The following is a 12,601-nucleotide window of genomic DNA, read 5'->3' as shown; positions in this document are numbered from 1 at the left end:
GACCAGCGCAATTCCGTGCTGACCCAATGGCTGCACCACTACAACTGGCACCGCCCTCACATGGGGATCGGTGGCCAGCCACCTATTTCCAGAGTCCTGCTGAACAACGTGGTGGGTTTACACAGTTAGTCGACTGCTCTCGGCGGTCACCCGAAAACCCCGCGCTGCGCGCGACAGTCGACTGACAGTCGACTCTACCTGGGCTGTCGCTGCGGCATCCGGTAATGCCCGATGATGGCGTGCTGGAACAGCAGGTTCTCTTCGCGCGTGCCGCGTGCGATGTTGTGCAGGACCAACGGCGTGCCGTCGGCCAGCCGACGGTCGGAGACGATGCCCACGTGCAGCAGGCCGTTGCCGTTGAGCTTCCAGGCGACGATGTCGCCGGCCGCATAGTCGGCGGCGGCGGCGGTGACCGGCTGCTGCCAACCCTGCCGTTCGAACCAGCGCATCAGGTTCGGCACACGGCGATGATCGATGTTGCGGTCCGGCCGTGACAGGCCCCAGATCGCGGGATAGGCACTGAAATTGCCGCGCATGTCTTCATGCACGCGCGCTTGCAGGTCCAGGCCTTGGTTGCGCAGGGCGCGCACCACCACGTCGGTGCACACACCGCGATCAAGCGGGACGTCGCCGCCGGGATAGGAGAGGACCCGGTAGGCGGGATCGTAACGGGTGGTAACGCCGATCTGCGCCCGCGCTGCGGCCACCAATGGCGGAGAATGCGACTGCGGGGATGCCGACGCGTGATCGGCGTCTGCGCCAGTGCCAGGCGCTGGGGACGGATCGCGCTGGCAGCCGCTGACGCTGGCCAGCGTCAGCAGCAGCACCGTCCATGGTGCCCAGCCGCGTCGCGTCATGCCTGCGGCGCTGCACCGTTGTTGTTGGGCCCGCCGGAACCACCACCGCCACCACGACGACGACGACGACGCGGACCACGATTGCCCGGGTTGGCAGCGGGCGCACTGCCGCCGCCCTGTTCCTTGCCCTGCGCCGATGCCGCCGGGCGCTCGTGCGCCGGTCGCGCTGGCGGGCGTGCGTTGGGCACGGGTGCGGGGACATCGCGGCCCGGCACCTGCACCACGCGCAGTTCATCGGTATCGAGCTGGATCGCGGTCAGCTTGCCACCCCAGACTGCGCCGGTGTCGATGGCATGCACGCCCTGGGTGATGGTCAGGCCCAGCGCCGACCAGTGGCCGCAGACGATCTTCAGGTCGCGCTCGACCCGGCCCGGCACTTCGAACCAGGGGTACAGTCCCTGTTCCTGCGTGCCCGGCGTGCCCTTGTCCTCGATGCCGATGCGCCCGCGCGGGGTGCAGTAGCGCATGCGGGTGAGCACATTGATGATCGCGCGTGAACGGTCGTAGCCGGACAGGTTCGGTGCCCAGCTCGGCTTGTCGCCGTACATGTTGCGGAACAGCTTGCGGTAGCCGGCACCGTGCAGTTGCGCCTCGACCTCGGCGGCATGCTTTTCGGCCATCTGCGTGGTCCACTTCGGCGCCAGGCCGGCGTGCACCATCATCCAGCCCAGCTCGCGGTCCACGTGCACCAGCTTCTGCAGGCGCAGCCAGTCCAGCAGTTCGTCGCGGTCCTCGGCCTGCACGATGCGCAGCAGGTCCGGGTTGACCTTGCGCTGTTCCTCTTCGGTGCGTGCACCGACGGCCAGCAGCGAAAGATCATGGTTGCCCAGCACCACCACGCTGTGCTCGCGCAGCGAATGCACCAGCCGCAGCGTTTCCAGCGACTGGCCACCGCGGTTGACCAGGTCGCCGCAGAACCACAGGGTGTCCTGCGCCGGGTCGAAGCGGATCTTCTCCAGCAGCCGCTGGGTGACGTCATAGCAGCCCTGCAGGTCGCCGATCGCCCACACACTCATCGTCCGGCCTCCGTGTCAGTGCAGGGTACGCGGGATGGCCAGCACGAAAGGTGCGACCGGCGCGGCGAATTCGGTGCCGTCGTCGGCGACCATGTCGTAGTGGCCCTGCATGGTCCCGTGATCGGTCCCCAGCATGACACCGGACGTGTAATGGAAGTCTTCACCGGGACGCAGGCGTGGCTGCTCGCCGATCACCCCGTCGCCATCGACATGCTCGACGCGGCCGTTGGCATCGGTGATGCGCCAGTGGCGTGCGACCAGGCGCGCGGCAACACGCCCCTGGTTGTGGATGCGGATCGTGTAGGCGAACGCATAGCGTCCGTCTTCCGGCGCGGATTGATCGTCGAGGAAGCGCGGTGCGACTTCGACGGAGATGGCGTAAACGTCAGCGTCTTCCATACCGGCAGTGTAATCAGGAGGCATTGGCCAAAGCGATGAATTCGGCCACGTCCAGCTGTTCGGCGCGGGCATCGGGACGCACGCCGGCGGCAACGAACTGTTCGGCGGACACCACGTTGTTCAGGGCGTTGCGCAGGGTCTTGCGGCGCTGCCCGAAGGCGGCCTTGACCACCTCGGCGAAACGCTTGTGGTCGCTGATGCTGATCGTGGCCGGGTCACGCGGCACCAGCCGCACCACGGCCGAATCGACTTTCGGCGGCGGCCGGAACGCGCCCGGCGGCACTACGAACAGCGAGGTCACCTGGCAGTAGGCCTGCAGCATCACGCTGAGCCGGCCGTACACCTTGCTGCCGGGGCCGGCGGCCATGCGGTCGACCACTTCCTTCTGCAGCATGAAATGCATGTCGCGGATCACCGCGGCATGTTCCAGTGCATGGAACAGGATCGGCGAGGAGATGTTGTAGGGCAGGTTGCCGACCAGGCGGATCGGCTGGCCGGCGGCCAGCTCGGTGAAGTCCACGCGCAGCACGTCGCGGTGGACGATGGTCAGCTCGCCCAGCGGCTCGGCGGCGGCGGTCAGCGGCGCGATCAGGTCACGGTCGAACTCGATCACCGTCAGTTTCGGATGCACGCGCAGCAGCGGCAGCGTGATCGCGCCCTGGCCGGGACCGATCTCGACCAGGCGGTCACCGTCTTTCGGGTTGACCGCCATCACGATCTTGTCGATGTAGTGGCGGTCGGCCAGGAAATGCTGGCCAAGCTGCTTCTTGGCCGGGGCGGTGAACACCGGGCCGGAGGGGGAATGCGGGGAATTCATGCGCTCAGTGTACGTTGCCGCGCAAGCTGCGCACACAACGTCGTTGCCGCCTGCAGGCTGGAAGGATTGGCAACGCCACGGCCGGCAAGGTCCAGCGCGGTGCCGTGGTCCACTGCAACGCGTGGGTAGGGCAGGCCCAGGGTCAGGTTCACCGCCTGCTCGAAGCCCGAGTACTTCAGCACCGGCAGGCCCTGGTCGTGGTACATCGCCAGCACGGTGTCGAAGCCGGCCAGCTTGGCCGGCAGGAAGGCGGTATCGGCTGGCAGCGGCCCGATCAGGTCCATGCCCTCCGCGCGCAGGCGCTGCAGCAGCGGGATGACCAGGTCCAGTTCCTCGCGGCCCAGATGGCCGTCTTCGCCGGCGTGCGGGTTCAGGCCGAGCACGGCGATGCGTGGTGCGGGCAGGCCGAACTCGCGGCGCAGCGCGGCGTGCACGGTGCGAAGAGTGTGTTCCAGGCTGGGCGCGGTAATCGCGTCGGCCACCTCGCGCAGTGGCAGGTGGGTGGTGGCCAGGGCCACGCGCACGATGTGGTTGGCCAGCATCATCACCACCTTCACCCCAGCCTGGTCGGCCAGCAGTTCGGTGGTGCCGCTGTAGGCGATGCCGCCTTCGTTGATGACGGCCTTGTGCACCGGGCCGGTCACCACGCCGTGCAGTTCGCCTGACAGGCAGGCCTGGCCGGCACCGAGCAGGGCGCCGATGACCGCGCCGGCATTGGCCGGATCGGCCTGGCCGAAACGGCTCGGGGTGGCATTGGCCACCACGCGCAGGCGCAGGTCGCCGGGGACGCGCGCTTCGGCACCCTCGGGCAGCAGTTGCAGCGGCAGGTTCAGCGCGGCCGCGGCCGCGCGCAGGGTGTCCGGGTCGGCGAAGGCCAGCAGCCGGCAATCTTCACGCGGCTGCTGGACGAGGCGGACGCACAGCTCCGGGCCGATCCCGGCGGGCTCGCCCGGTACCAGAGCGAGCTCGGGGCGCATCGATCAGGACTGCGGCGGCGTGGCGGTGTTTTCCGCACGGTCGCCACTGCGGAAGCTGACGTAGGCTTCGCCACGCAGTTCCTGCAGGAAGCGGTTGTACTCGTCTTCCAGCTTGCGGCGGCCAATGGTCTCGCGGACCTGGGCACGCTGGTTGTCGTTGGTCACGTCGGTCTGGCGAGTGGCCACGCGCTGCAGGATGTGCCAACCGGCATCGGTGCGGAACGGCTGGCTGACGCCGCCGTCCTGGATGGCGGCCACCTGCTGGCCAAAGGCCGGACCGAACGCATCGGCCGGGAACCAGCCCAGATCGCCGCCCTGGCCCTTGCTGTTGTTGTCCTCGGAGGACTCCTTGGCCACGGTCTCGAAGTCCGCGCCACCGGCAATGCGGGCACGCAGGGTATCGATCTTGGCTTTGGCGGCCGCGTCGGTCTGATGATCGTCCACGCGCACCAGGATGTGGCGACCGTGGTACTCGGTGACGGTGCTGGCGCCAGCGGTGGCGCTGGCATCACGCACTTCCACCAGCTTCAACAGCTGGAAGCCGCTGGGGCCACGGATCGGGCCGACCACTTCGCCGGGCTTCATCTTTTCCATCATCTGCGCGAAGGCCTGCGGGATTTCATCCAGGCTGCGCCAGCCCAGGTCGCCGCCTTCCAGCGCATTGGGGCTGTCGGAATAGCGCACGGCCGCCGCGTTGAAGTCCAGCTCTCCCTTGTCCAGCAGGGCCTTTACGCCATCGGCCTTCTTCTGGCCGGTGGCGATCTGGTCGGCGTTGGCGCCGTCCGGCAACGCGACCAGGATGTGCGCCAGGTGGTACTGGTTGCCTACCGTGGCCTGCTGCTTCAGCGCGGCATCGACTTCACCCTCGCTGACGCTGATGCGGCTCTGCGCGAAGCTCTGGCGCAGGCGCTGCACGGTGATCTCGTCCCGCACCGAGGCGCGGAAATCGTTGAAGTCGATGCCGTCATGGGCCAGGCGCTGGCGCAGGGCGTCCAGGTTCGAACCGTTCTGCTGGGCGATGGAGTTCATCGCCTGGTTCAGCTCCTGGTCGTTGACCCGGATGCCGCTGCCCTGGGCACGGGCTACCTGCAGCTTGACCAGTACCAGGCGCTCGAGCACCTGGCGGCTGAGCACGTCTTCCGGCGGCAGCTGGTTTTCGCGGCCGGCGTACTGCGCCTTGATGTTGGCGATCGCACGCTGGAGCTCGCTCTGCAGGATCACGTCCTCATCGACGACGGCGGCGATGCGGTCAAGCGGCTGCGCCTCCTGGGCAAGCACCTGCAGGGGGGCGGACACGCTGGACACCGCCAGCAGCGAGGCGAGAAGAACGGGGAAGCGCTTGGTCATGGGATCAGGTTCGGATCGTAGTCATCCCGGGTCGCCCCGGTGTTGCTGGGCGGCACGAGATAGAGGTCGTCGCGGTTATAGCCGAGGATAGCACGGCGCAGAGTGCGGTCCGTGTCCTGGCCGATGGAGCTCAGGCCCTTCAGGACGAACTCCACCTGGATGGAGTTGTTCATCTCGCCTTCGCGATTGCGGACATAGCGGCGGCCGACCACACGCACGGCCAAGCAGCAGCTGTCCCACTGGACACCGCCGATGATTTCCAGCGGCTCCTTGTCCTGCAGCGAGTAGTAATAGCGGCCGACCAGGCTCCAACGCGCATTCAGCGGGTACAGGAACGACAGGTCGGCCTGCTCCAGCAGGGTGCGGTCATGCTTGTTGGCACCGGGCAGAGCACCGGCATTGATGCGGTAGCGGTAGCTCAGGTTGACCACGCCGTCGTTGGGCATCAGGTAACGGGCACGGACGCTGGCCAGATCCTCGCGCTTGTACTTCGGGTCCCACTGGTAGGTGGCGCCCAGGGTCCAGCGGTCGTTGATCATGTAGTTGCCGTCGGCGATCCAGGCCGACTTGCCCTTTTCCACCGGGGCGCCGCCGGGGGTGACGGTCACCCGCGACTCATCGAAGTACTGGATCTGGCCGATCGAGGCCGAGAAACGTTCCTTGCCGGTGGTCTGGTCGATGAACCGGGTGCTCACCGCCAGGGTCAGCTGGTTGGCGTCGTTCTGGCGGTCGGCGCCGGTGTAGCGCGAGTCGCGGAACAGCTGGCCCCAGCTGAAGGTGAAGTCACGGGTGTCGAAGATCGGCAGCTCGTCCTGGTTGCGGTACGGCGTGCGCAGGTAGAACAGGCGCGGTTCCAGGGTCTGCAGGAACGACTTGCCGCGGATGCTGGTTTCGCGATCGAAGAACAGGCCGGCGTCGATGCTGCCGATCGGCAGGCTGCGGCTGGGCGAGGTATTGCCGCGCAGCTGTTCGGGCGTGGCCGTGTTCGGGTCGATGCCCTGCGAACTCAGGATCTGGGCCTGGATGCCTCTCACACCATCCACCAGGCCTCGGTCCAGCTGATAGGCGGTGTAACGGTAGGCCAGGGTCGGGGTCACATACCAGGCCGCGCCGCTGATCGGGAATGACACATACGGCTTCACGTCCAATCGCGAACCGCCGCTGACACCGACGCCGTCGGTCCACTGCACTCCGTTGCGGGTGTACTGCAGATCCTTACCGGTGCCGACGGCGTTCTTGAAGTTGATGTCGTCGTGGGTGAAGCGCACCGCTTCGGCGTAGATGCCGGCTTCCAGCCAGGGCCGGACCGGCTTGTCCCAGTTGAAGTACAGGCGTGGCTGGCGGTTGTAGGGCAGGGCGCGCTCGTCGAGCGTGTAGTCGGTCAGCTGCCAGCGGTCGGCCATGATGCCGGCCGTCCAGTTCGTGCCGGTGCCATACAGGCCCACCGTGCTCTGCAGGTTGGAGGCGGTCACCCCCACCAGGCGGTTGGCGAAATCCTCGACATAGCGCTCGTCGCTGACCCAGGCCAGGTTGGCGCGGGCCTGCCAGTGGCTGTCCACGTTGTGGTAGCCGGTGAACATCACCCGGCCGCGGTCACGGTCACGCAGGCGGTCGTTGGGCATGAACGAGGTCAACACCTCGCCGCGGCCGCCGTTGTAGAGGTAGCGGAACTCGTTGTCGAGCAGCAGGCCGCGCCGGCTCATGTAGCGCGGGGTCAGCGTGTCGTCGTAGTTCGGCGCCAGGTTGAAGTAGATCGGCTGGGCGTAGTCGAAGCCGTTGCGCCCGGACATGCCCAGCTGCGGGAACAGCAGGCCGGTCTTGCGGCGATCATCGATCGGGAACTTGAAGTACGGCGCCCACAGCACCGGCACCTTGCCGATGCGCAGCACGGCGTTGCGCGCGGTGCCGAAGCCCTCGTCGTTGTCCACTTCGATCTGCGGCGCCGACAGCTTCCACACCGGCTGCGAGGGGTCGCAGGTGGTGTAGGTGGAGCGGTGCATCTGGCCGACCGCACCCTGCAGGTCGACCGACTCGGCATCACCGTTGCCCCGGCGCGACACCAGCTGGTACTTGATGTCGGAGATCTTGTGGGTATCGCTTTCCTGGTTGCCTTCGGCACGCTTGGCGACCATCCGGATCGACCCGTCCTGGTAGCGGACATTGCCGTCGGCGATGTAGTTGCCGGTCTCGGTGTCGAAGCTGAGCTTGTCGGTACCGACGAACTGGTCACCCCGGCGCAGCGCCACGTTGCCCTCGTACTGCGGCACGGTGGTGGTGCCCAGCAGCTGGTCACCCTCGATGTCGGTCGGCTGCTGCTCGCGGGCGGCCGCGGCGGCAGCCTTGTCCTGGGCCGGGACCGGGGTGGGGGCGTCAGTGAACGCGGGAATGACGTCGGTGGCCGGGCACAGGCCCCAGTTGAGCGGCTTTTCATCGGCCATCGCCGGCAGGCTGATGGCGATGCTCAGAGGCAGGGGAAGCAGGCGGAGGGCTCGGCGCACGCGGTTCGGATTCGGGCGAAAACGGACGGTAGCTTGCCCCATCCCTTGCATAGGGGCAATGAAGGACGCCGGAGCCTGCCGGTTCGGGTTCATCCGGCGGAGGTGCCCACGGACGGCGTGAGCAGGGTCTGGACATGGACCACGCTGCACTCGGCCAGGGCCTGCAGGTCGTAGCCACCCTCCAGCATCGAGACCACCCGGCCGGCCGCGTGACGGCGTGCCAGCGCGTGCAGTTCACCGGTGATCCAGGCGAAATCGTCGGTCTCCAGCATCAGGTCCGCCTGCGGATCACGCAGGTGGGCGTCGAAGCCGGCCGAGATCAGCAGCAGCTGCGGGCGGAAGTCGTCGATGGCCGGCAGCATCTCGTCGGCCCAGACATTGCGGAAGCGGAAGCCACCGCTGCCCGGCGGCAGCAGGATGTTCATCAGGTTGCCGGCACCGCGGTCACGGCGCAGGCCGGAATTGGGGAACAGCCCGGCCTGGTGGGTGCTGTAGTACGAGACCCGGGCGTCGTGCTGGAAGATGTCCTGGGTGCCGTTGCCGTGGTGGACGTCGAAGTCGACCACCGCGATCCGTTCCAGGCCGTGGCGGTCGCGGGCATAGGCGGCGGCGATGGCGATGTTGTTGAGCAGGCAGAAGCCCATCGCCGTGCTGCTGGTGGCGTGGTGGCCCGGCGGGCGTACCGCGCAGAAGGCCAGCGGGTCGTCGCCCAGCATCACCGCATCGACCGCGGCCACGCCGGCACCGGCGGCGTGCACGGCAGCGCTGGCCGAGCCGGGTGAGGTCCAGGTGTCCATGTCCAGCTGGCGCAGCGGTGCGGTCTGCGGTTGCAGCACGAAGTCGAGCAGTGCGCTGTCGTGGACCCGGGTCAGTTCGCCGAACTTGGCCGGTGGCGCTTCGCGCCACTCCAGCTGGCCGGGGAACGCGGTGTGCAGCGCGTCCAGCACATGCTGCAGGCGTTGCGGGCACTCGGGATGGCCCGGACCGGGGTCGTGCAGCAGGCAGGACGGATGGGTGTAGACCAGCATCGTGCAGGCTCAGCGCTGGCGCTGCTGTGGTTGCCACAGCGCTTCGCCCTGGCCGTCGGCACGGGCCAGCACCCGGGCCAGCACGAACAACAGGTCCGACAACCTGTTCAGGTACTGCAACGCCTCGCTGCGCACGGCCTCGTGGCGGGCCAGGGTGACCGTTTCGCGCTCGGCGCGGCGGACGATGGTGCGGGCCAGATGGCAGCGCGCGGCGGCTTCGCCGCCGGCCGGCAGGATGAATTCCTTCAGCATCGGCAGGTCGGCGTTGTAATGGTCCAGCTGCTGTTCCAGGGCCGAGACATCGGCGGCGTGGATCGCGGCGTGGCCGGGGATGCACAGTTCGGCGCCCAGGTCGAACAACTGGTGCTGCAGATGCACCACCAGCGCGCGCACATCCTCGGGCAGGGGCACGGCCAGCAGCAGGCCGAGCGCGGCATTGGCCTCGTCGACGGTGCCGTAGGACGCCACCCGGGCGTCATCCTTGGGCACGCGCTGGCCGTCACCGAGGCCGGTACTGCCGTCGTCGCCGGTGCGGGTGTAGATGCGCGAGAGGCGATGACCCATGTCGCGGCTCAGTGGCGGATGTCGCGGCGGGCCTGCTGGAGCTTCAACACCTGCTCCACGGCCAGCTGCAGGGCGGCGGCCAGCGCCACGTAGATCGCCGTGGTGCGCAGGTAGGGGCCGAACCACTGCGCGTAGTTCTGTGCCCAGCCGGCCAGGGTCGGCTCGGCCACGTTGCTGCTGGTCCAGTAGAAGCCGCCCTGCGCCAGCAGGTGGCAGACCGCCACCGAGGCGACCAGCAGCAGCGCGCCCTTGGCCAGTACCGGCCAGCGCGCGCTCTGGTAGTTGCGGCCCAGCAGCATGCCGCCGGCCCACAGCGAGAAATAGGCCGGCAGCAGCAGCCAGTAGCCCGGCGACACGCAGTAGTGCTGCCAGAAGTCCAGGCCGCTGCTGCGGATCACGATCCAGTCCACCAGCACCGCGAACACCATCAGCAGCGGGAACGCCCAGCGCGTCCAGCGGGCCAGGTAGAAGCCACCGATGAAGAACACCGCCCATGAGGCATCGGGGATCGCCGCGAAGTGATTGACACGGGTCGCTGCCAGCACCAGAACGAGCACGGACAGGACGAAGGCGCGGTTGGCAGTGTCGGACATGGTGGCGGGCCCGGAGCGGATTCAGGTTTCATTCTAGCCCGCCGCGCGGGTTGGCGCAGGACCGGCCGTTCGGCGTACAGACGGGGCGAGCGCGTATCATGAACGCATGAGTGAACGACATGACGTGCTGATTGTCGGTGGTGGCCTGGTCGGCGCCAGCCTGGCCATTGCCCTGGACCGCCTCGGCCGCGACGTGGGCCTGCTCGAGGCCAGCCCGGCCGGCGAGCTGCCGGTGGTGTTCGACCAGCGCAATCTCAGTTTCGCCGCTGCCACCGTCAATGCGCTGACCGCGCTGGGGGTGATGCAGAAGCTGGCGATGGCACCGGGCCCGATCCGGCGCATCCACGTCAGCCGTGCCGGCGATTTCGGCCGTGTGCAGCTGGAAGCGGCCGATTACGACCGGCCTTGGTTCGGCCAGGTGGTGGTCGCCCGCGACTTCGGCCAGGCGCTGGAAGCGCGGCTTCAGGAGCTGCCGCGGCTGCGCCGTTACCGGCCGATGCGGTTCCTGGGCCTGGGTGAAGTGGTCGACGGCTACCGCCAGGTGCGGGTCGCCGATGAGGCCGGCGAGCGCGTATTGCTGGCACGGCTGGTGGTGGGTGCCGACGGTACGACCAGTGGCGTGCGTGGTGCACTGGGCATCGAGGTCGACCGCCATGATTTCCAGCAGACCCTGTTCGTGGCCCGTGTACGCAGCCAGCGCGCGCCGGATGGCACCGCGTGGGAGCGTTTCACCGATACCGGCCCGACGGCCCTGCTGCCGCGCGGCGATCGTCACTTCGGCACCGTGCATGGTGTTGCGCGCGACCAGGCCGATGCGGTGATGGCACTGGACGATGCCGCCTGGCTGCAACGCCTGCAGAACGCGATCGGCTGGCGTGCCGGCCGCCTGCTCGAGTCCGGCCCGCGCAGCGCCTACCCGCTCATCCAGGTGCTGGCGCGCGCGCTGGCCGGTGAGCGCACGGTGCTGCTGGGCAATGCCGCGCAGACCATTCATCCGCTGGGTGCACAGGGCTTCAACCTGGGCCTGCGCGATGCGCTGACCCTGGCCGAGCTGCTGGAGGATGCGCATGAAGATGCCGGCAGTGATGCACTGCTGCAGGCCTATGTCGCGCGCCGCGAGGAAGATCGCCGCCAGACGGTGGCGTTCTCCGGCGGCCTGGCGCGCCTGACCAGCAACCCGGCGCCGCTGATGCGGCCGCTGCGCAGCCTCGGCCTGGTGGCCGCGCAACGCGCATCGGTGCAGTCGATGCTGGTCGGTGGCGCGATGGGCTTCCGCGGCGAAGTGCCGCGCCTGTGCCGCGGAGAAGCCGCATGAGCCGGCGCATGCGCCTTGATGTGGCCATCGTCGGTGGTGGCGTGGTCGGTGCCGCGTGCGCGCTGGCGCTGGCCGATGCCGGCCTGTCGGTTGCGCTGGTGGAAGGTCGTGAGCCCGCGCCGTGGCAGGCCGCACAGCCTGACCTGCGCGTGTTCGCCTTCGCTGCTGACAACGTACAACTGTTGAACCGCCTGGGCGTGTGGCCGGCGATCGTGCAGGCCCGCGCCTGGCCCTACCGGCGCATGCAGGTGTGGGATGCGGCCGGTGGCGAAGATCTGCTGTTCGATGCCGATCGCTTCGGCCGTCGTGAACTGGGCTACATCGTCGAGAACGGCCTGCTGCAGGATCGGCTGTGGGCGGCGTTGCCGGCGGCGGGCGTGCAGCTGCACTGCCCGGCGCGGGTGGAAGCGCTGGAGCAGGACGACGACGGCGTGCGCCTGCGCCTGGATGACGGTCGTCGCCTGGAAGCGGCGTTGGCGGTGGCCGCCGACGGCGCCGAATCGACCCTGCGCCAACTGGCCGGGATCGAGGTTGAAAAGCATGACTACCACCAGCGTGGCGTGGTGGCCTACGTGGACAGCGATCTTCCCAACCAGGCCACCGCCTGGCAGCGTTTCCTGCCGAGCGGGCCGCTGGCGCTGCTGCCGGTGGCCGAGCGCCGCAGCTCGATCGTCTGGACCCTGCCCGAGGACGAGGCGGCGCGCGTGCTGGCGCTGGACGAAGACAGCTTCAACCGCGAACTGACCCGCGCCTTCGCGGCGCGGTTGGGTGAGCTGCGGCTGGCATCACCGCGCGCAGCCTTCCCGCTGCGCCGCCAGCTGGCCCGTCACTACGTGGCCGGCCGCGTGCTGGCATTGGGTGATGCCGCGCACGTGGTGCATCCGCTGGCCGGGCAGGGCGTGAACCTGGGCCTGCGCGATGTGGCCGCCCTGCAGCAGTGGCTGGCGCCGTCGGCCGAGCGCCGTGGCCAGCCGCGGCTGTCGCCGCAGCGCCTGCAGCGCTGGGCACGCGAACGGCGCAGCGACAACCACATCGCCGCCTACAGCTTCGATGCGATCAACCGCCTGTTCTCCAACGACGAAATGCACCTGACCCTGGCCCGCGGCCGGGCGCTGGGCTGCGTCGGCAAATGGCCACCGCTGGTGCAGGCATTCTGGAAGCGCGCCGCCGGGGTGTAGCAGAATGCAAAC

13 protein-coding genes are annotated in these 12,601 nt (G+C 68.5%); 3 read left to right on the top strand and 10 right to left on the bottom strand.

The genetic code is table 11. From position 1 onward, the window contains the following. A partial coding sequence (locus tag AC5P9F_RS17215) for an integrase core domain-containing protein (protein ID WP_141097864.1) occupies positions 1-129 on the top strand: 129 nt, incomplete at its 5' end. 65 nt (positions 130-194) lie between these two features. Here the strand turns inward: AC5P9F_RS17215 and AC5P9F_RS17210 are convergent. From AC5P9F_RS17210 to AC5P9F_RS17165, 10 genes are all read right to left on the bottom strand, one after another. Continuing rightward, positions 195-857: a DUF1287 domain-containing protein gene (locus AC5P9F_RS17210; protein WP_012479195.1), complete on the bottom strand. Its 663-nt coding sequence runs from the start codon at positions 855-857 to the stop codon at positions 195-197. Next, on the bottom strand, positions 854-1,873 hold the full coding sequence (locus AC5P9F_RS17205) for a symmetrical bis(5'-nucleosyl)-tetraphosphatase (RefSeq protein WP_012479196.1): 1,020 nt from the start codon (positions 1,871-1,873) through the stop codon (positions 854-856). Before AC5P9F_RS17205 ends, AC5P9F_RS17210 begins: the two co-directional genes overlap by 4 nt. Before the next feature lie 15 nt (positions 1,874-1,888). After that, positions 1,889-2,272, bottom strand: coding sequence for a Co2+/Mg2+ efflux facilitator ApaG/CorD (apaG, locus tag AC5P9F_RS17200; RefSeq protein ID WP_005412297.1), 384 nt, complete (start codon positions 2,270-2,272; stop codon positions 1,889-1,891). A gap of 13 nt (positions 2,273-2,285) precedes the next feature. After that, on the bottom strand, positions 2,286-3,089 hold the full coding sequence (gene rsmA, locus AC5P9F_RS17195; protein ID WP_012479197.1) for a 16S rRNA (adenine(1518)-N(6)/adenine(1519)-N(6))-dimethyltransferase RsmA: 804 nt from the start codon (positions 3,087-3,089) through the stop codon (positions 2,286-2,288). Next, on the bottom strand, positions 3,086-4,066 hold the full coding sequence (pdxA, locus tag AC5P9F_RS17190; RefSeq protein ID WP_308679984.1) for a 4-hydroxythreonine-4-phosphate dehydrogenase PdxA: 981 nt from the start codon (positions 4,064-4,066) through the stop codon (positions 3,086-3,088). The genes rsmA and pdxA overlap by 4 nt, the downstream gene beginning before the upstream one ends. 3 nt (positions 4,067-4,069) lie before the next feature. Next, positions 4,070-5,413: a peptidylprolyl isomerase gene (locus tag AC5P9F_RS17185; RefSeq protein ID WP_495232004.1), complete on the bottom strand. Its 1,344-nt coding sequence runs from the start codon at positions 5,411-5,413 to the stop codon at positions 4,070-4,072. After that, on the bottom strand, positions 5,410-7,911 hold the full coding sequence (gene lptD / locus AC5P9F_RS17180; RefSeq protein WP_088436781.1) for an LPS-assembly protein LptD: 2,502 nt from the start codon (positions 7,909-7,911) through the stop codon (positions 5,410-5,412). The genes AC5P9F_RS17185 and lptD overlap by 4 nt, the downstream gene beginning before the upstream one ends. Positions 7,912-8,000: 89 nt before the next feature. Further along, positions 8,001-8,939 (bottom strand): histone deacetylase family protein, encoded by a 939-nt coding sequence (locus AC5P9F_RS17175; protein ID WP_111174050.1) that lies wholly within the window; start codon positions 8,937-8,939, stop codon positions 8,001-8,003. 9 nt (positions 8,940-8,948) lie between these two features. Continuing rightward, complete coding sequence (locus tag AC5P9F_RS17170) at positions 8,949-9,503, bottom strand: cob(I)yrinic acid a,c-diamide adenosyltransferase (RefSeq protein ID WP_005408144.1); 555 nt, start codon at positions 9,501-9,503, stop codon at positions 8,949-8,951. Between the two features lie 8 nt (positions 9,504-9,511). Then, entirely contained in the window at positions 9,512-10,096 is a 585-nt protein-coding gene (locus AC5P9F_RS17165; protein ID WP_005408145.1) for a hypothetical protein, read from the bottom strand. Between the two features lie 106 nt (positions 10,097-10,202). Here AC5P9F_RS17165 and ubiH point away from each other — a divergent pair, with 106 nt between their 5' ends. Together ubiH and AC5P9F_RS17155 are read left to right on the top strand one after the other, a co-directional pair. Then, positions 10,203-11,411: a 2-octaprenyl-6-methoxyphenyl hydroxylase gene (gene ubiH / locus AC5P9F_RS17160; RefSeq protein WP_005408146.1), complete on the top strand. Its 1,209-nt coding sequence runs from the start codon at positions 10,203-10,205 to the stop codon at positions 11,409-11,411. Continuing rightward, positions 11,408-12,589: a UbiH/UbiF family hydroxylase gene (locus AC5P9F_RS17155; protein WP_005412304.1), complete on the top strand. Its 1,182-nt coding sequence runs from the start codon at positions 11,408-11,410 to the stop codon at positions 12,587-12,589. The genes ubiH and AC5P9F_RS17155 overlap by 4 nt, the downstream gene beginning before the upstream one ends. The last annotated feature ends 12 nt before the right edge of the window (positions 12,590-12,601 follow it).

Source organism: Stenotrophomonas sp. YJH_SMC_4 (assembly GCF_059371575.1).
Note: the sequence above shows the minus strand (reverse complement) of the source record. Positions and strands in the feature narration are given on the sequence as shown.